General features: G+C 59.3%; 22 protein-coding genes. 12 read left to right on the plus strand and 10 right to left on the minus strand.

Going from position 1 to position 20,360, the window contains the following annotated elements; genetic code table 11:
- The first annotated feature begins 48 nt into the window (after positions 1 to 48).
- The 3 genes from ELH03_RS09005 to ELH03_RS09015 are packed head-to-tail and all read left to right on the plus strand — an operon-like array spanning position 49 to position 5,023.
- Positions 49 to 1,164 (plus strand): efflux RND transporter periplasmic adaptor subunit, encoded by a 1,116-nt coding sequence (locus tag ELH03_RS09005; RefSeq protein WP_128402446.1) that lies wholly within the window; start codon positions 49 to 51, stop codon positions 1,162 to 1,164.
- Positions 1,164 to 4,274: an efflux RND transporter permease subunit gene (locus ELH03_RS09010; RefSeq protein ID WP_128409906.1), complete on the plus strand. Its 3,111-nt coding sequence runs from the start codon at positions 1,164 to 1,166 to the stop codon at positions 4,272 to 4,274. The genes ELH03_RS09005 and ELH03_RS09010 overlap by 1 nt, the downstream gene beginning before the upstream one ends.
- An 8-nt stretch (positions 4,275 to 4,282) precedes the next feature.
- Entirely contained in the window at positions 4,283 to 5,023 is a 741-nt protein-coding gene (locus ELH03_RS09015) for a TetR/AcrR family transcriptional regulator (protein ID WP_233942377.1), read from the plus strand.
- A gap of 497 nt (positions 5,024 to 5,520) precedes the next feature.
- Here the strand turns inward: ELH03_RS09015 and ELH03_RS37895 are convergent, their stop codons facing one another.
- Together ELH03_RS37895 and ELH03_RS09030 are read right to left on the minus strand one after the other, a co-directional pair.
- Positions 5,521 to 5,721 (minus strand): hypothetical protein, encoded by a 201-nt coding sequence (locus ELH03_RS37895; RefSeq protein WP_026238865.1) that lies wholly within the window; start codon positions 5,719 to 5,721, stop codon positions 5,521 to 5,523.
- 126 nt (positions 5,722 to 5,847) lie between these two features.
- Positions 5,848 to 6,042 (minus strand): hypothetical protein, encoded by a 195-nt coding sequence (locus ELH03_RS09030; protein ID WP_105005917.1) that lies wholly within the window; start codon positions 6,040 to 6,042, stop codon positions 5,848 to 5,850.
- A 253-nt stretch (positions 6,043 to 6,295) separates the two neighbouring features.
- Here ELH03_RS09030 and ELH03_RS09035 point away from each other — a divergent pair, with 253 nt between their 5' ends.
- The gene (locus ELH03_RS09035; protein WP_018241935.1) at positions 6,296 to 6,499 is read left to right on the plus strand and encodes a CsbD family protein; all 204 of its coding nucleotides are present in this window, start codon (positions 6,296 to 6,298) and stop codon (positions 6,497 to 6,499) included.
- A 71-nt stretch (positions 6,500 to 6,570) separates the two neighbouring features.
- Here ELH03_RS09035 and ELH03_RS09040 read toward each other — a convergent pair whose 3' ends face one another.
- Positions 6,571 to 6,798, minus strand: a complete 228-nt coding sequence (locus tag ELH03_RS09040; RefSeq protein WP_003539464.1) for a hypothetical protein — start codon at positions 6,796 to 6,798, stop codon at positions 6,571 to 6,573.
- Between the two features lie 145 nt (positions 6,799 to 6,943).
- Between ELH03_RS09040 and ELH03_RS37345 the strand changes: the two genes are divergently transcribed.
- Positions 6,944 to 7,114, plus strand: a complete 171-nt coding sequence (locus ELH03_RS37345) for a hypothetical protein (RefSeq protein WP_164902087.1) — start codon at positions 6,944 to 6,946, stop codon at positions 7,112 to 7,114.
- Between the two features lie 325 nt (positions 7,115 to 7,439).
- Positions 7,440 to 8,933: an FAD-dependent monooxygenase gene (locus ELH03_RS09045; protein WP_128409907.1), complete on the plus strand. Its 1,494-nt coding sequence runs from the start codon at positions 7,440 to 7,442 to the stop codon at positions 8,931 to 8,933.
- Positions 8,934 to 8,951: 18 nt separating this feature from the next.
- Here the strand turns inward: ELH03_RS09045 and ELH03_RS09050 are convergent, their stop codons facing one another.
- A complete protein-coding gene (locus ELH03_RS09050) occupies positions 8,952 to 9,689 on the minus strand; it encodes a hypothetical protein (RefSeq protein ID WP_128402443.1) in 738 nt (245 codons plus the stop codon).
- Positions 9,690 to 10,744: 1,055 nt separating this feature from the next.
- On the opposite strand from ELH03_RS09050, the gene ELH03_RS09060 reads away from it, so the two are divergent.
- Positions 10,745 to 11,035, plus strand: a complete 291-nt coding sequence (locus ELH03_RS09060; RefSeq protein ID WP_128402441.1) for a DUF982 domain-containing protein — start codon at positions 10,745 to 10,747, stop codon at positions 11,033 to 11,035.
- Positions 11,036 to 11,235: 200 nt separating this feature from the next.
- On the opposite strand, the gene ELH03_RS09065 is transcribed toward ELH03_RS09060, so the two are convergent.
- Both ELH03_RS09065 and ELH03_RS09070 read right to left on the minus strand, forming a co-directional pair.
- Entirely contained in the window at positions 11,236 to 11,895 is a 660-nt protein-coding gene (locus ELH03_RS09065; RefSeq protein ID WP_128402440.1) for a glutathione S-transferase family protein, read from the minus strand.
- A 305-nt stretch (positions 11,896 to 12,200) separates the two neighbouring features.
- Positions 12,201 to 13,028, minus strand: coding sequence for a nickel-binding protein (locus ELH03_RS09070; protein ID WP_128402439.1), 828 nt, complete (start codon positions 13,026 to 13,028; stop codon positions 12,201 to 12,203).
- 438 nt (positions 13,029 to 13,466) lie between these two features.
- Here ELH03_RS09070 and ELH03_RS09075 point away from each other — a divergent pair, with 438 nt between their 5' ends.
- From ELH03_RS09075 to ELH03_RS09085, 3 genes are all read left to right on the plus strand, one after another.
- Positions 13,467 to 13,724, plus strand: coding sequence for a DUF982 domain-containing protein (locus tag ELH03_RS09075; RefSeq protein WP_011651896.1), 258 nt, complete (start codon positions 13,467 to 13,469; stop codon positions 13,722 to 13,724).
- A 124-nt stretch (positions 13,725 to 13,848) separates the two neighbouring features.
- Positions 13,849 to 14,019, plus strand: coding sequence for a hypothetical protein (locus tag ELH03_RS09080; protein WP_162039352.1), 171 nt, complete (start codon positions 13,849 to 13,851; stop codon positions 14,017 to 14,019).
- Positions 14,019 to 14,270: a hypothetical protein gene (locus ELH03_RS09085; protein ID WP_128402438.1), complete on the plus strand. Its 252-nt coding sequence runs from the start codon at positions 14,019 to 14,021 to the stop codon at positions 14,268 to 14,270. The genes ELH03_RS09080 and ELH03_RS09085 overlap by 1 nt, the downstream gene beginning before the upstream one ends.
- A gap of 24 nt (positions 14,271 to 14,294) precedes the next feature.
- Here ELH03_RS09085 and ELH03_RS09090 read toward each other — a convergent pair whose 3' ends face one another.
- Positions 14,295 to 15,560: an MFS transporter gene (locus ELH03_RS09090; RefSeq protein ID WP_128402437.1), complete on the minus strand. Its 1,266-nt coding sequence runs from the start codon at positions 15,558 to 15,560 to the stop codon at positions 14,295 to 14,297.
- 175 nt (positions 15,561 to 15,735) lie between these two features.
- Positions 15,736 to 17,232, minus strand: coding sequence for an FAD-dependent oxidoreductase (locus tag ELH03_RS09095; protein WP_128402436.1), 1,497 nt, complete (start codon positions 17,230 to 17,232; stop codon positions 15,736 to 15,738).
- Positions 17,233 to 17,276: 44 nt separating this feature from the next.
- Here ELH03_RS09095 and ELH03_RS09100 point away from each other — a divergent pair, with 44 nt between their 5' ends.
- Both ELH03_RS09100 and ELH03_RS09105 read left to right on the plus strand, forming a co-directional pair.
- Complete coding sequence (locus ELH03_RS09100) at positions 17,277 to 17,801, plus strand: MarR family winged helix-turn-helix transcriptional regulator (protein WP_128402435.1); 525 nt, start codon at positions 17,277 to 17,279, stop codon at positions 17,799 to 17,801.
- 111 nt (positions 17,802 to 17,912) lie between these two features.
- Positions 17,913 to 18,389, plus strand: a complete 477-nt coding sequence (locus ELH03_RS09105; protein WP_128402434.1) for a DUF2938 domain-containing protein — start codon at positions 17,913 to 17,915, stop codon at positions 18,387 to 18,389.
- Between the two features lie 192 nt (positions 18,390 to 18,581).
- Here ELH03_RS09105 and ELH03_RS09110 read toward each other — a convergent pair whose 3' ends face one another.
- Positions 18,582 to 19,223: a ThuA domain-containing protein gene (locus ELH03_RS09110; protein ID WP_128402433.1), complete on the minus strand. Its 642-nt coding sequence runs from the start codon at positions 19,221 to 19,223 to the stop codon at positions 18,582 to 18,584.
- An 18-nt stretch (positions 19,224 to 19,241) separates the two neighbouring features.
- Positions 19,242 to 20,342, minus strand: a complete 1,101-nt coding sequence (locus ELH03_RS09115; RefSeq protein ID WP_128402432.1) for a Gfo/Idh/MocA family protein — start codon at positions 20,340 to 20,342, stop codon at positions 19,242 to 19,244.
- Positions 20,343 to 20,360 lie beyond the last annotated feature (18 nt).

Raw genomic sequence — 20,360 nt, forward strand, 5'->3', positions numbered from 1 at the left:
ATCGCAATCTAAATCATCCATGTCGCCCGTCAAGAAGAGAAACTCAAAATGAAACGCAAACTTGTCCTGACTTTCGTAGGTCTCGTGGCAGCGGCCGGCGCAGCCGGGGCCTTTTTCGTGGTTTTTGAACCCACCAAGCAGGAAGCGGTGGCCGCTGATCCAAGAACAGCGTCACCACTCGTAAGAGTGGTGGAGGCAACGACCACCGGTGCGGCTGAGCGCTCTTTCACAGGCACTGTCGCTTCCCGGGTACAAAGCAACCTTGGTTTTCGTGTTCCCGGCAAAATCGTCGAGCGGATGGTCGACGTGGGGCAGCAGGTGAGGCAAGGCCAGGCGCTGATGCGCATTGACGAGACCGATCTCCAACTCGCGCTGACAGCAAAGCGTAATACCGTTACCGCAGCACGCGCTGTCTTAGTTCAGGCGCAAGCAGACGAAAAGCGCTATGCGGCGCTGGTAAAAAATGGCTTGGCAGCTACTCCGCAGCGTTATGAACAGGCAAAAGCAGCGCTCGACACAGCCTCTGCTCAGCTTGCTGCAGCAGAAGCCGACGCCAAAGTGGCCGAAAATGGGACTGCATACACGCTTCTTGTTGCCGACGCTGATGGAACCATAACCCAGACCCTTGGAGATCCGGGACAAGTCGTGGCAGCGGGCCAGACCGTCGTTCAACTGGCGCAGGCAGGCCCGCGCGAGGCTGTTGTCTGGCTTCCGGAGACTCTGCGGCCCAAGATTGGCTCCGAAGCGCAGACCAGCGTCTATGGAGGCGGAAGTTTAAGCGGAAAGGCCAAACTTCGGCAGATCTCGGATTCCGCCGATCCGCAAACCCGTACCTACGAGGCGCGTTATGTTCTCGAAGGCGATGCGGCTTCCGCCCCGCTTGGCTCGACAGTGACGATTAGAATTCTCGATGCTGACCGCCAGTCGGAGGTTGCTATACCAGTGGGCGCAATTCTGGATGACGGTAATCGCACCGGAGTGTGGGTCGTCAACGGCACAACATCAACGGTGAAGTTCACTCCGGTCAAAGTTCAGCGGATTGGCGAGGAGATGGCATTCGTTACGGGAATTGGAACTGGAGAGCAGGTTGTAGCACTGGGCGCGCATCTCCTCGCCGACGGCGCGGTCATCAGGATTGCCTCGCAGCAAGAGGCGAAAAAGTGATGAACTTCAATCTGTCAGCCATCGCCGTACGCGAACGTGCCATCACCCTGTTCTTTATTGTGCTGCTGGCCGCCGCTGGCGCCTACGCCTTCGTCAAGCTGGGGCGCGCCGAAGATCCGTCTTTCACAATCAAGACCCTAACTGTTACTTCGGTCTGGCCAGGTGCCACTGCCCGTGAAATGCAGGACCTTGTCGCCGAGCCGCTTGAAAAGCGCATTCAGGAACTCACATGGTACGACCGCGTCGAGACGACAACCCGACCGGGCTACGCCTTCCTGACGGTCACCCTCAAGGATAACACCCCGGCAAGTGCCGTGGCAGAAGAATTCTATCAGGCGCGCAAGAAGCTTAGTGACGAAGCCCGCAATCTCCCTCCGGGCGTCATCGGGCCATTTGTCAACGATGAATACTCCGATGTGAGCTTCGGTCTCTATGCATTGAAGGCAAAGGGACTGCCGATGCGCGATCTCGTGCGGCAGGCCGAGGTCATCCGGCAGGACCTGCTGCATGTTCCTGGCATCAAGAAAATCAACATCGTCGGGGAACGTCCCGAGCAGATTTTCGTCGAGTTCTCCTACGCGAAGCTCGCGACACTCGGCATATCGGCGCAAGATATCGCTGCTGCTTTGCAGCGACAGAACACGGTCACACCCGCCGGCTCGATTGACACAAGGGGGCCACAGGTCTTCATACGGTTCGACGGAGCCTATAACAGTGTGCAAGCGATTGCCGACACGCCGATCGTGGCCGCTGGCCGGACTTTGAAACTCTCCGATATCGCGGATGTACGGCGCGGTTATCAAGATCCTGCCACCTACATTATCCGCCATGAAGGCGAGCCAACAATTATGTTGGGTGCCGTAATGCAGGCGGGATGGAACGGACTTGATCTCGGAAAAGCGCTTGAGGCTCGATCCGCCGCGATCGCGGAGACACTGCCGCTGGGGATGACGCTCACCAAGGTCAGCGATCAGGCTGTCAATATCGAGGAGGCCGTCGGCGAGTTCATGCTCAAGTTCGCCATGGCGCTTGGCGTCGTGCTGTTCGTAAGTCTAGTCGCACTCGGCTGGCGCGTCGGCATTGTCGTCGCGCTTGCTGTGCCGCTCACACTTGCCGTGGTCTTTCTCATCATGCTGGAAACCGGGCGCTTCTTCGACCGCATCACGCTCGGCGCTTTGATCCTTGCGCTGGGCCTTCTTGTGGACGATGCCATCATCGCCATCGAGGTGATGGTCGTGAAGATGGAAGAGGGCATGGACCGCATCAAGGCGGCCGCCTATGCCTGGAGCCATACTGCGGCGCCAATGCTGTCGGGCACGCTGGTGACGATCATCGGGCTGATGCCCGTGGGGTTCGCAAAATCAACGGCCGGCGAATATGCCGGTAACATCTTCTGGGTCGTCGGTTTTGCCCTGATCGTATCCTGGATCGTGGCTGTTACCTTCACGCCCTACCTTGGCGTCAAGATGCTGCCGAACATCAAGCCGGTCGAGGGCGGTCATCACGCCATCTATGACACGCCGAATTACCGTCGTCTGCGTTCCGTCATCGAGTTCGCTGTCCGCCATAAGTTCATGGTCTGCGCCGTGGTAGGCATCACCATGGCCGTTTCGGTTGTTGGGATGGGCGGCGTGAAACAGCAATTCTTCCCGACATCGGATCGCCCGGAGGTGCTGGTTGAAGTGCGCATGCCCGAGGGCACCAGCATCGAGGCGACGACATCCGCGGTTAAGAAGGTTGAAGACTGGCTACAGACCCAACCCGAGACCAACATCGTCACAAGTTACGTAGGGCAGGGCGCACCCCGGTTCTTCTTTGCTATGGCACCGGAATTGCCGGATCCCGCCTTCGCCAAAGTGGTCGTGCTCACGCCTGATGCCCATGCGCGCGAAGAACTGAAGCACCGCCTTCGTGCCGCTATTTCCGAGGGTCTTGTTCCCGAAGCTTCTGTGCGCGTCACCCAGCTCGTGTTTGGTCCGTACACGCCGTTCCCGGTCGAGTTCCGGATCATGGGGCCTGATCAGGATGAACTCTATAAGATTTCCGAGCAGGCTCTGGCGATTATGAAGACCGTTCCCGATGTCCGCCAAGCCAACCGTGACTGGGGCAACCGAACACCTGTTCTGCGATTTGTCCCCGACCAGGAAAGGCTCAATCTGATTGGTCTTTCTCCATCGGAGGCTGCCCAGCAGATGCAGATGCTGCTCACCGGCATCCCTGTCACGCAAGTGCGCGACAACATCCGCAACGTGCCTGTCGTTGCTCGAAGTGCTGGCGAAAACCGCCTCGACCCGTCACGACTTGCCGACTTTTCGCTGATGAGCCGGGATGGCCGCCAGGTTCCCCTCGATCAGATCGGGCATTCCGAGATCCGCTTCGAAGAGCCGATCTTGAAGCGTCGTGACCGGACCCCGGTCATCACTATAAGGTCTGATATCAACGAGGCGACGCAGCCACCGGAGGTTTCGCAACAGGTCATGAAGGCCCTCCAGCCGCTGATCGCATCGCTTCCCGTTGGATACCGTATCGAAATGGGCGGCAACATCGAGGAGTCATTGAAGGCCAATGTTGCGCTTGCGCAGGTTTTCCCGCTGATGATTGCTGCCATGTTGATCATCATCATCCTGCAGGTTCGCAGTCTCTCGACAATGACAATGGTGATGCTGACCGCACCGCTTGGTCTTGCCGGGGTGGTTCCGACCTTGCTGCTGTTCAATCAACCCTTCGGCTTCAACGCCATCCTCGGCTTGATCGGGCTCGCAGGCATACTGATGCGAAACACGCTTATCTTGACAGAGCAGATCAAGGAGAACCAGGCGGCAGGGCTCGACGACTACCATGCCGTGATCGAAGCGACCGTCCAGCGAACAAGACCTGTTATCCTGACTGCACTCGCGGCGATCCTGGCATTCATACCTCTGACCCACTCAGTGTTCTGGGGGTCGATGGCCTATACCCTGATCGGCGGAACGGCGGCAGGCACCGTGATGATCCTGCTCTTCCTTCCGGCCCTCTATGCTGTGTGGTTTCGGATCAAACCACCCAAAGCAGTTGAGAAAGAGGAAGCGGCCGAACATCAGGCGCGGCCGATAGCGCTGGCGGCAGAATAGGGGCGTCCGTGCCACGTATCGTGATCCCACAGGGCCGCTCGGGCACTGAAGTCGAAATGTGGCGCGAGCGTATCCTCGATGTGGCGGAAGAGCATTTTCGCCGCATCGGTTACCAGAAGACATCTGTCGCAGATATCGCAACATGCCTCGGGATGAGCAGTGCCAACATCTACCGGTTCTTCCCGTCGAGGGCAGCGATCAACAAGTCGATCTGCGGCCGGTTCATCGAGAAAGCTACTCGGTTGGCGGATGCAGTCGCCCGGCAAGAGGCGCCGGCTCACGAGAAGCTCGAAAGTCTTTTCAAGCTGCTCCATGAGGAGAGAAGAAAGAACTTCGTTGAAGAGAAGCCGGTCCATGACTTGATCGTCGCTGCAACGGCGCAGAGCTGGCCAGTTATTAGCGCCCATAGCGCTCGTCTTGTGGCGATCATCGAAAATATTATCGAAGAAGGGGCAGACGCCGGCAATTTTAGTGTCATCGATGCAGCCATAGCTGCCCGAAGTGCGATGAATGCGTTCGTGCCTTTCTACCACCCGGTCCTCGTCGAGGAGTGGGCTCGGAACGCCGGGAATGCTGAAGAGGGCCTTGGTGAACAGATCTCGTTTATCCTGCAAGCACTTGGTGGGAATGACGAAAGTCGTTGCTCGCGCGACCAACAAAGGCGACCTACATGCGCAGCATCGCACGAGGGAATACGTCGCTCAGGCGATCTGCCTGGTGGCACTGCACACCTCGTTAGTAAAGCTTAAAAATCTCAAAAGGAGGGTCGGCTGTGCCGCTGATCAAAGAAGCGATCGCCAATGGCGAACGCATCTGGGCCATGCCTTCGAATACACCTGCGCCACTAGCGATATCGAGCAGCGCACGACCAAGCCGAGACATCCGCGGTCAAGTCGAGAGGATGAACCGAACCATCAAGGCCTCACACCCTACGAGTTCATTTGCAAAGCATGGGCTTCACAACTCGAGCGCTTCACCTTCGATCCGCTCCATCAAATGCCGGGACTAAATATCTAGGAAATTTTTTGGGGAGGCGGCCGAGGCCGGAATTGATCGCACACCACAAATAACGGGAAAATTTCCGCTTGTCGTACACACATTTTTACGCACAGTTGAAAATTAACGCTAAACAATAAAGTAAAATCAGTGATTTAAGTCATGATACAACTGACTTTTGATCAGTAGATCTCGGGTTCGAACCCCGACGCTCTCACCATTTCTAGTCGTCAAGATAGTTGCCGCGACCTTAGATCAGGAGCCGAAGTAACGCGCCCTCATCCTTCACCCCATGCTGGTACGAATGGATAACCCGCCGAGCCAGATCTTCGCGCTCGGTGTCTGTTGTGATTTGTCGCATCGAGCTGATGTGGTCAAACACTCTCTGGCAGAGGGAGACTTCTTCGTCGCTCAACACGGTTTGTGCGTCGGCTATCTGGGATCGGATCATGATCGCCCTCGCTTCCTTCGAATCGATGGGAGGATGGAACATCTCTCTTTTGAGCGGGTGACGGGAGACACAAGGTCGTGAGGACTCACCCCCATTGTCGTGATAGGTCTTTGTCCCATCTGGCAACTAGTTCTCGTTCGGCCCGCTCCACACATATGCAGAAGCCGGCTTTCTCTGGGCATTCCAGATCACTTCGTACCCTATCTTCTCAAGCGAGAGTAAAGCGCCAAGCCTTTCGTCATCCGGCAGGCTTCGCAGAGAAACGTTAAGTGCGTCCAGGCCACCTAAATTGTAGAGGTTCACGAATACATCGAGTGCCATTGTTCTTCTCCCCGTAGCACAGTATAGCACAAGAACGGAGGAATATTTGCTTCATGCATAAATAAATAGTTTATACATCTATTCGTTCTTCACGAATTATTTATGGTTTTCTTCATTAGGGTGTGGATATTCGACATGGGCAGCGCCTTGCGTCTGCCGCAGGAATTGAGCTTCGCGGAAATCCGCTGATACACAGGAACCAACTTCCACTGCGGTCCGTTTTCTTCTCATCAACAGAGAGGAGAAATCGACCATGGATTGGAATCGGATCGAAGGAAACTGGAAGCAGGCGAAGGGCAAGATCAAGGAGCAGTGGGGTAAACTCACTGACGATGATCTTGACCAAATCGCCGGCAAGCGCGACCAGCTGGAAGGCAAGATCCAGGAGCGTTATGGCATCGAAAAGGACCGTATCAGACGCGACATCGATGACTGGACCGGTCGCCAGACTTGGTAGTGCCTAAACAAAAACCCGGTGAAAGCCGGGTTTTTGCCGAAGGAGCTAAGGCGGCCAAGGACTGTCGGATGTCATGAATATCCACCAAAAGCCAATAGAAGTGCACCGATTGCGATAACGGCCAGCGCCGGCCAGTTTTTGGATATCCCGAGGAACCTGAGGCCTTGGCGCCGTGGTTCCAGCGTGGTGCCGCCTTGCGGCATTTGATGCGGATCACTCGGTCTTCGACCAAGCGCCGAGGTAAAGAGAAAAAGAAGTCCGCCGATGATGAGAGCGGCTCCGATCAGGATGGCCCACATGGTGACCTCCATAGCAACCAGGATGTGAGGTAAACCAGATCCGGACTGGATCGTTCCGTGAATGGCTGCTCACTTGAACAACCTCCGCGTCGGAACCAAAAGCGCTCGCATTGAATTTGACCGCTGAGTAATCTTGGAGATCTTGATGGACGAGACACCGAAGACGGCAATCCGCGGCATGATGTTCTACGTCCTGGCTCTTCTCGTCTTGGGCGTTCTAGCCGGGGCCATGTACACAATCTATGGCCATCCCGCCGATCCGTCTGAGCGACCAGCGGCCGAGACGATTCCGCAAAAAGCTCCAGCTCCGCAGTGAGATACGTCTTTCCAAGGAATTGATTGCTCCCGCCGCATCCCGCGCCGCCCACCCGGTCAGGTCGTGTTGAAAAGCTTGGGCTCCACAGCAAGCGACCCGCAAGTGGCAGCGAATAGGGCTTTGGAGAGCAAGCCTGAAATCCTGTCGCAAGTCCTTCCAACCAGTATGGATCTATATTTATAGGGAGAACAACCTGCGACAGAGAAAATCGGTATCTGCGCAGGGCCGATTGGATGGGCCGATTGGATGGGGAGAAAGCAGTGGGGCCAGGTCTCTGGAGCCCTGGGATGTCGCGTTGGAACCATTGAAATGAGGGAGTCTGCGGATGAGGGAACATGCAGTCGTGGTTGTCGGGGCAGGGCCGACGGGCATGATGCTGGCAGGCGAGCTGGCCTTGGCTGGCGTCGATGTCGCCATTGTCGAACGGCGACCCAACCAGGAGCTTGCCGGTACGCGGGCCGGCGGTCTGAGTGCGCGCACGCTCGAGGTTCTCGATCAGCGGGGCATCGTCGACCGGTTCCTCGCGGAAGGGCAGATAGCCCAGGTCACGGGGTTCGCGGTCACCCGTCTGGATATCAGCGATTTTCCGACCCGGCACAATTATGGGCTGGCGCTGCGGCAGAAGCATATCGAGCGCATTCTGGCCGCCTGGGTCGGCGAGCTGGCGGTGCCGATCTATCGCAGCCTTGAGGTAACGGGTTTCGCGCAGGACGATACCGGCGTCACCCTTGAACTCTCCGATGCTTCCCAGCTCAGGGCAGGCTATCTCGTCGGCTGCGATGGAGGCCGCAGTCTGGTTCGCAAAGCTGCCGGCATCGAATTTCCAGGATGGGATCCGACGACCGGCAACATTCTCGCCGAAGTGGAGATGGAAGAAGAGCCGCCATTGGGCATCCATCGTACGGCCCTTGGTATCTATGCCTTCGGCAGGGAGGAGTACGAAATCCACGACGGCAAGATCGTCTTTGCCAAAGAGGGTCCGATCGGCCTGATGGTGCCGGAGAAAAATGCCGGCGCGACGACTGAACCGACGCTCGGCGACCTCAAAGAAGCGCTCATTGCTGCATTCGGAACGGATTACGGACTCCATCGCGTCAACTGGATTTCCAGATTCACCGACATATCAAGGCAGGCAACGGCCTACCGCAAGGGCCGGGTTTTCCTCGCTGGCGATGCCGCCCATGTGCATTCTCCGGTCGGCGGGCAGGGCCTCAACACGGGCGTCCAGGATGCCGTCAATCTCGGTTGGAAATTGGCCCAGGTGGTGAAAGGCACGTCGCCTGACGCCTTGCTCGACACCTATCACGCCGAGCGGCATCCGGTTGCGGCCCGCGTGTTGCGCACGACGATGGCGCAGGTCGCATTGCAGCGCACCGATGATCGCACCGAAGCCTTGCGAGACATCGTCACGGAGCTGCTCGGCATGGAGGAGCCGCGCAAACGCATCGCGGCCGAGATGTCCGGACTCGGTATCCATTACGACCTCGGCGACGGGCATCCGCTGCTCGGCCGCCGCATGCCTGACCTCGACCTAGTCACATCAGATGGTCCCGTGCGTGTCTTCGCGTTGCTCCGAGATGCGCGGCCAATACTCTTGAATCTTGGCGCGCCCGGCAGCTTAGACATCGCGTCGTGGTCGGACCGCATCACGTTGGTCGACGCCAGATATGACGGTGCATTTGAGCTGCCTGCGCTGGGTGTCGTCTCCGCGCCGACCGCGCTGTTGATCCGGCCCGATGGATATGTGGCGTGGGTGGGCGACAGGACGCAGGATGGTCTGCAAAAGGCAATGAATACCTGGTTCAGACCACCTGGCTAAAATGGGAAGGCTCTTGACCTAGGCGGCGAGCGAGATCGAACCGCAGTCCGATATCGTCTCCGGATCCGGCATTGGTTTGCCGCGGCGTTCCCAGGTCCGGCGGCTGATGCCGAAAGCCTCCCAGGGGCGCGCCTGGCTGAAAGAATTGGCGAGATAGTCGGCTCTGGAAAGCGCGCCGGCGGCACGGCGCTGCTCCTCTTTTCGCGCTCGGTCCCGCTGGCGTCGCTTTTCCTTTTGAAGTTTTGCTCTTTTCCGCTTCGGCACGTCGAAGGCGCCGATGGTGCGAATATTGAGGGCGCTCCGTTCCGCGTAGCTTAAGTGCAGAGCGTGGCCGAGCGCGTCGGCGGACAAGTCAGAAAAGCGCAGCTTTGTCCGCTCGTAGATGACTTCCTCTATCTGGGCTTTCCCGGCCCATGGCAGCCATCGCGCCGCCCAGCCGAGCACCACATCGACGAACTCTTCCTTGAATTCGACAAGGGCGAGGCCGGCGATTACCTCGACATAGATCAATGCGTCATCGGCCTCGGGCACAATGTCTCCGTGGCGATGCCGGATCAATTTTTCGATCTCGCGCATCCTGCCGCGGAAATGGTTCCAACGGCTGGCCCGCATGCGGCGCTGGACGGCCTTGTATCCCAGCAGACAGTCGCCGACTTTGATGGCCGCTAAATCCCGCGCCAAGCCCTCCGGCCGATCCGCTTCTACCGGCCGCTTCTGCGATTGTGCCGCTTTGTCTGCGCCAACAAGGCGATCCATCGATTTTCCCTTACGATCTGCCTTGGGAGGCCGAAACGACTGATTGTAAAGGAAGACCGAGGGGGTGATCATCTACTTTTGGCGCTGATCACACGTCATTCTGCGGATAGTCGAAGAAACGGCGGGAGTCTCGATTCGAGCCCGACGCTTTCAGGAAGCGGGCTGAAGACATTGCAGCAGCACTCGGCGCAACGCCGCTCGACGTGCAAATATCGGCCCAGCCCGGCCAAGAAGGACAAGCGCTCCCAATCCCGATCGATCCATCGGCGCAGAGGATATCATCGTCCCTCTGATCGCTGGCAGGAGAAGGCGCGGCTGAACCCCGCACTTTACTTAGCCTGCAATCAGCGGAAGCCGAAGAAGCTCAAAATCGCGAGCACGATAACGACAGCGCCGACAAGCCAGATCAAATTGTTCATGGGGAACCGTTCTCCTGTTTAGGATCGGGCCAACTGTGACCCGATCACATAACGGTGAAGCAGGCTTAGGAGTTCCCGACCGGTCCCATTGCTGTCGCGTGCCGCCTCAGACGCAAAACCAATTTCCGGCTCTATGCCTTTCAATAACTGCACGAGCGGGCATTGCTGGGTCTGAACCCATCCGCGCATGCCGGGTTTGTTGAGCTATCCCGTTGATATTGAAAATCCTGGTGATCCTGCCTTGCCGGCGTTGTGCAGGAAGACGTGAACGCGGACACGCCAATCAGCACTCCCGCTACCAATGTAAAAAATCGGTTCATCTGAACGTCTCCTCGCAAGGTTGTCATGGTCGCAATCTACCATGCCAACACGAGAATATACGAAACTTCTGGCACGTTTGATCACGCTCGCTTGACCTGAAACATTCGCGCGATTGATCAAACAATCTATATTCGTGATGCGTCGACCCTCAACCGGTGATCAAAGACGCTTAAGTCTAATCTGATCGGGTTATTCTGTCGTTATGGAAGTAGTTGCACGAAGTTAATAGCCAAGCGGACGCGATTTTGACTTGAACAAATCGTGGTTTTTCAGTAAAATTAGAGCATAAAAAAGTAATATAAATGGGAGGATACTATGTCGTCAACTCGGTTTGATCCGATTCTGCTTCATCGCCAACATTTCATCGATGAGGTCACGTGCCTCGATGAAATCTTCGATGTTCTGGACGGGTGGCCGGAGGACAAACGGGGTTTGGCATATGACACGCTGTTGAAGGCGTGCAGAGATACCGCCAACGGGCGTTTCCCGCTGAGCGCTGCGCGCGAGAATTTCCGGCGTTTTCTGAAGATGTCGGGCGTGTTGGCGAAGGTCGAGGGCGGCCCCAAATTCGAGCGGCTGATGAACCAACATATGGGCAATGCATAGGTCGTCGACGCATAAGCGCGCAGCCATAGCCGGATTGAGGTGAGTTGGAGCATAGCGAGGAAGTTGGCCAGTCGGTAAACGATCCAAGCGGCCGTTTCATTGCATAGAAGTTGACGCCAAAAGCGTCAAGCAGGAAGCGCCGAGCATTGGTCAAATGCTCGGCGCTTCCTGCTTTTAAGCCCGCTGTCGGCTCGGCCTTATCAGCTCATGTTTCGGCTGGTTAATGGGGCGTTGATCGCAAATTGCGCGGCAAAAGCCCTGGCATAAGCGGGCCGTGCTTCCCCGCGCGCGACATAGGCAGCCAGGTTTTGATATTCGTCCAAAATGCCTGACATTCTCAATCGCAGCAGCACGGATACCATCAACAGATCGCCCGCGCTGAACGCATCATCGAGCCAGTCGGCGACGCCTAGGTAAGCCGAGAGTTGGTCCAGCCGAGCGCGAACACGGTCCTTGACCAACGGCAAGCGCTCCTCGCTCCAAGGCTTGTCAGCTTCGAATATTCTTGCCGTCATCAATTCGAGGATTGGCGGCTCGACGGTGTTCAGTGCGGCAAACATCCACGTGATCGCGCGGGCGCGGGCATCGCGATCCCTGGGAAGCAGGCCCGCATGCTGCTCGGCAAGATGAAAGACGATCGAGCCGGTCTCGAACAGCGAGAGAGAACCTTCCTCATAGGTGGGGATCTGACCGAAGGGATGGATGGCCAGATGATCAGGCGTCTTCATCTCTGCGAAGGAAAGAAGACGAACCTCATAAGGCTGCCCCACTTCTTCGAGCGCCCAGCGAACGCGCGTATCGCGCGCCAGTCCCTTGCCGCCATCGGGCGATCGTTCAAATGCTGTGATCGTGATTGTCATCGCATCCGTTTCCTTGCTTGGGCAAATTTCTTCGGCTTCCTATCGTGACGACGCATGAGCCTGCCGGAAACCGACATCGGTCTTGAACTATTTTGATTGCCGGGTGCAGATCGCGAATGCCGCTTCCGATCAAAGGTCGTGAGATCCGGGTCGCCAATTCCTCAAGGCCGTATGTCGTTGTCGCAAAACCGCGGCACAGTTTTGCGCGCCATGCTTTGATGATCGCCTATTTCTTGGCCACAAAGCGCCGCGGCAAGCCCTGCCTGGAGGCAACTGGCTATGCGGGTGTCGGATCTCAACTGATCTTAATTTACGCCGGCATCCGCCCACTTGCATCCGAACACCAGCATGGGCTTCGAAAACCCCTTGAACCGTCGGCGCGTTGCGTGAGCGAAGAGATCGGCGGCGCCGTATTCCCGAAAAATATTCTCCGAGACGAGGATCTGGTCGCTGGAGGCTGCCGCACAGAGTCGCGCGGCAAGTTGCACGGTCGAGCCGAAGAGGTCGTTGCTGTCCTCGACCGGCTCGCCGCAGTCCAGTCCGATGCGGATATGAATCGGCTCGGTGTTTCCGCCGTTGTAACGCTCGAATTCCCGCTGGATCGCCATGGCGCATTCGACGGCTGCCGTTGTCGCGGCGAAGGCCGCCATGATGCCGTCGCCGGTGTGTTTCACCTCCCGGCCTGAATTCTGGCTGAGGCATCGGCGCACGATAGAGTCATGGGCGCGGACCATTTCGGTCGCAATCCGGTCGCCGAGGCGCGATGTCATCGCTGTCGATCCGACGATGTCGGTAAAGAGGATTGCCCGGTGGCCGGGATCCACCTGAGCGGAGGATTGGCCGGGCGCCGGCTCAGGGTCATGAATTCGGCCTAGAAAAGCCTCGACCGCTGACAGGGCAACCTCGACGATCTCGGCGGCGACGAAGCCGTGTGCCTCGCGATGCACACATTGCGCAGTTTCCGCATCCGGCGCATCCACGAGGCAGAAGGCGGTCCCGCGCCGCTGATCGAACCAATAGGTCAGGAACTTGACGCCGTACTTGTCCTGAATGTCGAGATCCATGCGATGTGCCTGAGCAACGTCAGCCGCTGACGTTCCTTCAAGAAAGTGCCGGTCCATGAAGATAGGCATCGCGCGCTCCTCCCAGATCCGCCGCGTGCAGGATAGATCGCATTGTACGACCCGGATGAAACTCCGTCCACCTCTGGCACAATCGATGAATGATTAGAGAGGTTCTTGCTTCCAGCAATGCATATGAGTTGCTGTAATCCTTATAGAGTATAAAAGGAAAGACTGAGTTTTAATCAGCAGGCGTGGGATGGAAAGCCCGATATTTACCATAATCAGTCGCTTAATGACTGATCGCAGGACTCCACTTCAAGCTCCATGTTCTCAAAAGCACCGGCTGCAGGGGATCTGGAGGGGACGAAGAGGAACGTCTACACTGCGAGCCTCGCTGAAGTTCAAGTCCCGTAGGGCCACGCTTCGGCTGGTGACGCGGCCCGCCAACGGCACGCAATTTGCATCGTACCCATAAGCTCCACCGAAATTGGGAAAAGCTGTAGCAAAGTGAGACAGACGGCACATTTTCGACCGGTCGGCTTGGCCTCAATGGGGCTTGGCCATTATGCCGTTATTAACTCTGTGTGGGACGCCGCGCGCACGCTCCTGCGCGACTGGCCGGTGGACGACGGCGAAGAGTATTTCGAGGCCGTCAAATCGTGCCTGGATGCGATTATCGGCGATCTCCCACCGGAACATGTGCGGGCGGCCTTCATCAGGGCTGCGCAGGAAGCCGGCATCGCGGTCATAGAAGCAGCGGACTGACTATCGGCCGCGCTTCGACGCCAGTCCCGGCTGTCAACGCCTGTCCTCAGCCAGATCGTCCCGGCGCTTGACTTTTCCTGCCAAAGTTCTAACTTAGAACAAAACAGGAACATTGGAGATGATCATGACGCATACGGAACAGGTGATCGCCAACGCCCTCGCGCTTGTCGAAGCGTCCCGCGCAGCCCGCGAGCGAGATCAACAGCGACGTGCCGCCTGGCAGAGAAAGGTCGAACTCAGCCGGCCGCTGCCGCCATTGCCGCGTCCGGTTCAATTGCCGTTGGCGCTGAACTGATGCGGCCGGCAAGGACCTTGGAATCCGATCGGGCATCCCCCGAACAAGCTGGCCCCGAACAAACCTGGCCCGATCAAGCGTGGGAAGTCGAAGCCGTGCTTGCCTGGCATGACGACAATGCCAAGGCGGCGATACGCTCGCTGCTCGATGACTGCAAACATCTCCGCCGGCAATTGGCGCTGGCGGAAAGTGTGATGAGCCGCGGGATGGCCCGCGGGTGGGCGCCGCGATACGAGCGCGACGCTCTCTGAAACATCGGCCATCCAGGCCCGGCATCAGCCGCCTGCAGCATTTGTCTCCGGATCGATCTGGGGCAGCCGGCTGTGGGCAATGACGGCCCCGGCCAATGCGATCGCCACCACCGCACCGATCCATGCGCCATACAAGCTCTGCCCGAGAATGACGCCGGCAAGGACCGGCGTGACGATGTCGGTGACGGCGACAAGCGACTGCGTTGCTCCCATGACGATGCCCTGGCGTTGCTGCGGTACGTGCACGGAGAGCGCCGCAACGAATGTCGGCCGCGCCAATGCCACGCCGGTGCTGATGCAAAGAACGGCGAAGGCGAGGGTGGCGATGTCGCTCGCCAGGCCGGCCGTGACATAACCAATCGAGAGAATGATAAAGACCAGGACGATCAGGCCTCGTTCAGAGAAAATGCCGCCGAGCCACGTGAGGAGGAAAAGCTGGACCAGGATGTTGATCGCGCCGTCGGCGGTGAGAAGGTAACCCAGCTCCTTCGGGCCGAACGCATGTTCATTCCAGGTGAATGTATCCGCCAGAAAAACGGCGAGCTGCGAACTGAACATCCCGTATGAGAAATAGTGGCAGAGAAGAACGACGACGAGGACGCGGATGACCGGCGAGGCGAGGAGGGGTCGAAATGAAACCTTCTCGCCGACCGCCTCATCCGCTGCGCTGTCGTTGCCGAACCGGCCGGGTGCATGAGCGCCTTTCAGCCAAAGCCCGGTCACCAGCATGCTGGTCGCCGATAGGGCAAGTGCGACCCAGATCGGCGCCGTCAGGGAAATATCGGCGAGGTAGCCGGAAAAGCTCGGTCCGAGCATTCCGCCGAGGCCGAGGCCGGCACTCAAAATGCCGATGGCCTGACGCCGGGTGGCGGGGCTGCTGTTGTCGGCGGCATAGGCTGCCGCAGCCGAGAAGTTGGCTGCGGTCAGGCCGAGCAGGATCCGCGCCAGCAGCACAAAGACGACGCTATTGGCAAGCGCCAGCAGCAAGAGGCTGATGAGCGCCCCGGCCTGGCTGGCGAGCAGGACCCTCTTGCGGCCGTAACGGTCGGAAAGTTGCCCCAGCCAGGGAGCGGCAACGAACTGGCTGAGCGCTTCCGCAGCGAGGACAAGCCCGAGAACGAGCGGCGACGCCCCGAGAGTCCTGAGGTAGAAAGGCAGGATCGGCAGAATGGCGCCGCTGCTGGCGGCATCGAGGCTGACGACGATGAAAACTGGCAGCATCAGCCGCCAGTCAAGCCGCTGCGACGCGGCACTTGCGGCGGCATCGATCGGACGCAGTTCGTCGCTCATCACATTTCTCTCTGATTGGGGCTAGGACGGTGCGCGCGGGCGGTCGCCCTGAGAAATCCGCGTCGACGCGCTTCTCCGGCGCGCGCCGCGATCGCGGCGGTTTCCCGCGGCCAGGCCTCAGCAGCGTGCCGGTTTTCAGACGCGCCGGTGACGCCGTGGCGCTTTGCGTTGCCGCTTATGCAGCAAGGCCGACATTTGCGAGATAGGCTTCCAGCGCCCAGGCGTGAGCGGAGGCAATGATGGCGCCGACATAGCCGTCCGGACGCACGAGCACCCAGTCGCCCGATGCCAGACCGTAGGCTTCACGGAAATGCCCGCCTTCGTCGATGACGTCTCCGCGCCGGCCGATCCTGTGGATGTGCAGACCTGGACGCGGCGGAACGGAGGCTTGCTCGGCCTCGTAGCCCAGCAGCGTCCAGTGCGCGCCTCTGAACAGTTCGAACAGGCGCGTCGGCTGGCCGCCCACACCTCTGAGCGGCGCATCGGGCGCACGGTCTCCCGCAAGCAGGCCGGCGCTCCGCTCCGGCTTTTCCAGCGCGAAGGAGGAGGAGGGATAGCCGATATCGAGTTGATGGACCTCGCGGCCGCGCCGCATCTCGCCTCGCTTCAGGGCGTCGAGAAGATTGGTCGCCAGACCGAGCATGGCGGCGGCGACCGGGCGGCGCTCTTCCTCATAGCTGTCGAGCAGCGCGTCGGGGGCGCCTGCCGCCGCCGCCGCCAGTTTCCATCCGAGATTATAGGCGTCCTGAACGCTGGTATTCAGACCCTGTCCGCCGGTCGGCGGATGCGTATGGGCGGCATCGCCGACCAGGAACACGCGGCCGAGCCGGTAGCGATCGGCAAGCCGGGCATTCATGTGGAAGGCCGACGCCCAGGAGACCGAGTGGACTTCAATGTCGTTGCGGCCGGTGCGCTCCTTCACCAGGGCGGCCAAGCCTGCCGCGGAGAGATCGACCTCGCCATCGAGCGGGATTGGCCCTTGGATCTGGAACAGGTCCGTTCCCGCCAGCGGGCAAATGGCGATCTGTCGCTGCATGTCGCCATCGCCGAAGCGATGCCATACGTCGCGGTCCAATCCCGTCAGAATCACATCGGCGACGATGGCGCGCACGCCCAGCGTCTTGCCGGGAAAGCCGATATCCAGCGCATGGCGCACGAAGCTGCGGCCACCATCGGCGCCGACGAGCCAGCGCACGCGGATGGTCTCTTCGCCGGATATGCCCTTAAGCCGCGCGGTCACGCCCGTCTCGTCCTGTTCGAAGGCGATGAGCTCGCTGGCAAATTCGGGCCGGTGCCCCAGCTCGAGCAGGCGCTCGCGCATCACCCTTTCGGTCAGGAACTGCGGCACCATCAAGGAAAGATGATAGGGCTCGGCCGGCGTCGGCTCCCCACCCACCACGGCGTCGGATTCGCTGAAGCTGCCGTCGTCACGATATTCCCGCTGCCGGGGATAGGCGCCGCCTTGGGCGACGATCCGGTCGAGAATGCCGAGATCTTCGAACACCTCCTGGCTTCTCGGCTGAATACCCTTGCCGCGCGAGCCGCGGAATGGATCGTTCAATTTTTCGATCAGGCGGAAGGATACGCCCCGTCGCGCCAGCTCGATCGCCAGCGTCAGGCCGGCCGCACCGGCGCCTGATATCAGCACGTCGACTGTGGAATTTTCTGTCATTGATTTCTCCATATGTGTATTATGCACATAATAGGAGAATCGGCATGACGTCAACAAAGAATGTGCAAAATACACATATTAGCGGAAAACTGCGCGAACTGCATGGGGCTTTGATCGAGATCGTCAGCGTCATGAACCGCCCGCAGCGCGATGAGCAGATGGTCCGGGAGGCGGGGATTTCGCTCGATCGCGCGCTGTTTCCGCTGCTCGTCACGATAGAACGGCTCGGTCCCATCGGGGTGGTCGAACTCGCCGACCGCGCCGGGCGCGACTACACCACCGTCAGCCGTCAGGTCGCCAAGCTCGAAAGCCTCGATCTGGTGGAGCGTCGCGGAAATACCGCCGACCGCCGCGTGCGCGAGGCGGTCATCAGCCCGAAGGGCAAGGCAATGACCGATCGCATCGACATCGCCCGCGAGCGGATGGGCCGCGCCATCTTCGAGAGCTGGGAGGAACACGACTTCAATGAACTCGTGCGGCTGATGCGGAAGTTTGCCGAGGATATCAGCGGCGATATCGGCAATGGCGCGGGAGAAACTGAGGGCGAGGGCGGACCGCAAGCGGATTAGCCTCGGAATCCTTCCCTTATGTGGCCTTTGAATTCACCGGAGCCATTGCGCCGGCGCGTCTGCGATGATTTTGTAGCGTCCTGCAATCGCAACGCTTTCCGGTGATTCCCAATGTTCGATATTCTGTGGCGCGGCCTGGTGATCGGCGCCGGCGCAACCATCCTCATGGACCTCTGGGCGATCCTGCTCACCCAGTTCGGCCAGGCGGCCCCCAACTGGGCACCTGTGGGACGATGGTTCTGGCACCTCCGCCGCGGCAAGGTCTTTCACGAGAGCATTGCCGACGCCGAGCCCTATGCCAATGAACTGGCGCTCGGCTGGATCAGCCACTACGCCGTCGGCCTTCTCTATGGGGTGATCTTCGCCATCATCATGGGCTCAGCCTGGCTGGCGGACCCGACATTTCTTCCCGCCTGGATCTTCGGCATCGTCACCGTGGGGGCAGGGTGGTTCCTGCTGCAGCCGGGCCTCGGCATCGGCTGGGCTGCCTCCAAACATCCGACCCCGAACAAGGTCCGGTGCTTCAACCTGCTGGCTCATACGGTGTTTGCGCTGGGGCTCTACGGGACGGCATTGATCATCGGCTGAGACCAGCCAAAACCCCTCCCCACAAGGGGGAGGGGCTAAGCCGCGGCCGGCGCCAGCAACAAAAGCGAGCTCTTGCTCGCTGTGACCGTTCTACGGATTATTGCGATAGAGGTTATCGCAAGCGGTGCGGCATCTTAGCCCCTCCCCCTTGTGGGGAGGGGCCTTTCTTGGATACCTACGAACCAGACGGCCTCACCGCGCAGCCCAGTTGGCGCCGCGGCGGAAGATGGTCTTCATCTGGGGAACGTCGAATTCCTTGGCTTGATGGCCGAGCGAGGAATAGAAGACGCGGCCCTTGCCGTATTTCCGTTTCCAGACGACAGGCATGACGACGCCGTCGATCCAGTAGGCGTGATCGCCGGTGAACCTCGTCGTCGCCAGAACCTCGTTCGAGGGGTCGACATGCATGTAATATTGCTCTGACGTATAGGGGAAATCGGCGATCCCTTCCATGAGCGGATCGTCGGGCCGGGTGATGTTGACGGTATAGTCGATGATGTTGCCGGGGTGAGCCACCCACTGGCCGCCGATGATGAACTGGTAGTCGACGGAGTCGCGGAAGGCATCGCCTGCGCCGCCGTGATAGCCGGCGATACCGACGCCGCTTTCGATCGCCGTCGCGAGGTTCTTGACCTCCTCCTTCTCGATCTTCGACATCGTCATGATCGGGACGACAAGGCTGAGATCATGGACGGAAGGGTCGGCAAGGGCCTCGGTGCCGTGCTCGAGATAGACCTTGAAGCCGTCTTCCTCGAGCATGGTCTTGATGATTTCGGCGCACTCCTGCGGTTCATGCCCGCTCCAGCCGCCCCAAACGATCAGTGCTTCACGCATAGTCTTTCCTCCTGAAACTTATTTCGCCAGCCGTCCGTCGACGATGGAATCGGACAAGGGGGCAGGGCGCTCCGTTGCCGTGGTGATCGTGACCGTCCGGCCGGTTGCGGCAGCGGTGTGGAACGCTTCCATGACCTCGAGCACATGCAGCGCCAGATCGCCATTGGCGCGGTGCGGCCGGTTGGAGCGGATCGCATGCGCCATGTCGGCGACGCCGAGCGAGCGATAATTGCCGTCGGCATAGGGTGCTGTGACCGGCTGGTCCTCGAACGGACCGCCCTTCTTCAGATATTCCACGGGGCCGGCGAACTTGTTCGGATCGGGAACGATCAGCGTGCCCTCGGTTCCGTAGATTTCCAGCGGCACATGCCTGTGGCCGGCGACATCGAAGCTCATGGCGATCTGGACGACGGCGCCATTGGCAAAGGCCATCATGCCGGTGACATGGGTCGGCACGTGCACGGGAATACGCTCGCCATTGCGCGGTTCGCTGGTGATCAGCCGTTCCGATCGCGGCGTCGTCGCAAAACCCGCAACTTGTGAAACAGGTCCGAGAAGATTGACGAGATCGGTGATGTAATAGGGACCCATATCGAGCATCGGCCCGCCACCGACTTCGTAAAAGAAGGTCGGGTTCGGATGCCAGCGCTCATGGCCCGGGCACATGAAGGTTGCCGAGCCGCCGACCGGTTGGCCGATGACGCCCTTGTCGATCAGGGTGCGGGCCGTCTGGTGGCCGCCGCCGAGGAAGGTGTCGGGGGCAGCGCCGATGCGAAGATTCCTCGTTTTGGCGGCTTCCGCCAATTTTTTCCCTTCCTCGAAATTAATCCCGAGCGGCTTTTCTGAATAGGTATGCTTGCCGGCCTCAAGCGCCTGCAACGCCACGGCAACATGGGCCTTCGGGATCGTCAGATTGACGATGATCTCGACCTTGGGATCGGCGAAAAGCTCCTCGACGGTCTTGACGGGAACATTAAACTCCGCCGCCTTTGCTTCCGCCAGCTCCCGGTTGAGATCGGCGACGCCGCGGATGTCGAGAATGGGAAAGGATGCCATCGCCGTGAGATAGGCGCCCGAAATATTGCCGCATCCGATGATGCCGATACCGACCTTGTCCATGAATTCCTCCATTGATCG

The organism is Rhizobium beringeri (assembly GCF_004306515.1).
In the GTDB taxonomy this organism is placed as follows: domain Bacteria; phylum Pseudomonadota; class Alphaproteobacteria; order Rhizobiales; family Rhizobiaceae; genus Rhizobium; species Rhizobium beringeri.

Bases quoted from the DNA above. Each gene is read 5' to 3' on its own strand.
- ELH03_RS09005 (WP_128402446.1), top strand. From the start codon at position 49: ATGAAACGCAAACTTGTCCTGACTTTCGTAGGTCTCGTGGCAGCGGCC.
- ELH03_RS09010 (WP_128409906.1), top strand. From the start codon at position 1,164: ATGAACTTCAATCTGTCAGCCATCGCCGTACGCGAACGTGCCATCACC.
- ELH03_RS37895 (WP_026238865.1), bottom strand. From the start codon at position 5,721: ATGATCCGATCCCAGATAGCCGACGCACAAACCGTGTTGAGCGACGAA.
- ELH03_RS09030 (WP_105005917.1), bottom strand. From the start codon at position 6,042: ATGGCACTCGATGTATTCGTGAACCTCTACAATTTAGGTGGCCTGGAC.
- ELH03_RS09035 (WP_018241935.1), top strand. From the start codon at position 6,296: ATGGATTGGAATCGGATCGAAGGAAACTGGAAGCAGGCGAAGGGCAAG.
- ELH03_RS09040 (WP_003539464.1), bottom strand. From the start codon at position 6,798: ATGTGGGCCATCCTGATCGGAGCCGCTCTCATCATCGGCGGACTTCTT.
- ELH03_RS37345 (WP_164902087.1), top strand. From the start codon at position 6,944: ATGGACGAGACACCGAAGACGGCAATCCGCGGCATGATGTTCTACGTC.
- ELH03_RS09045 (WP_128409907.1), top strand. From the start codon at position 7,440: ATGAGGGAACATGCAGTCGTGGTTGTCGGGGCAGGGCCGACGGGCATG.
- ELH03_RS09050 (WP_128402443.1), bottom strand. From the start codon at position 9,689: ATGGATCGCCTTGTTGGCGCAGACAAAGCGGCACAATCGCAGAAGCGG.
- ELH03_RS09060 (WP_128402441.1), top strand. From the start codon at position 10,745: ATGTCGTCAACTCGGTTTGATCCGATTCTGCTTCATCGCCAACATTTC.
- ELH03_RS09065 (WP_128402440.1), bottom strand. From the start codon at position 11,895: ATGACAATCACGATCACAGCATTTGAACGATCGCCCGATGGCGGCAAG.
- ELH03_RS09070 (WP_128402439.1), bottom strand. From the start codon at position 13,028: ATGCCTATCTTCATGGACCGGCACTTTCTTGAAGGAACGTCAGCGGCT.
- ELH03_RS09080 (WP_162039352.1), top strand. From the start codon at position 13,849: ATGACGCATACGGAACAGGTGATCGCCAACGCCCTCGCGCTTGTCGAA.
- ELH03_RS09085 (WP_128402438.1), top strand. From the start codon at position 14,019: ATGCGGCCGGCAAGGACCTTGGAATCCGATCGGGCATCCCCCGAACAA.
- ELH03_RS09090 (WP_128402437.1), bottom strand. From the start codon at position 15,560: ATGAGCGACGAACTGCGTCCGATCGATGCCGCCGCAAGTGCCGCGTCG.
- ELH03_RS09095 (WP_128402436.1), bottom strand. From the start codon at position 17,232: ATGACAGAAAATTCCACAGTCGACGTGCTGATATCAGGCGCCGGTGCG.
- ELH03_RS09100 (WP_128402435.1), top strand. From the start codon at position 17,277: ATGACGTCAACAAAGAATGTGCAAAATACACATATTAGCGGAAAACTG.
- ELH03_RS09105 (WP_128402434.1), top strand. From the start codon at position 17,913: ATGTTCGATATTCTGTGGCGCGGCCTGGTGATCGGCGCCGGCGCAACC.
- ELH03_RS09110 (WP_128402433.1), bottom strand. From the start codon at position 19,223: ATGCGTGAAGCACTGATCGTTTGGGGCGGCTGGAGCGGGCATGAACCG.
- ELH03_RS09115 (WP_128402432.1), bottom strand. From the start codon at position 20,342: ATGGACAAGGTCGGTATCGGCATCATCGGATGCGGCAATATTTCGGGC.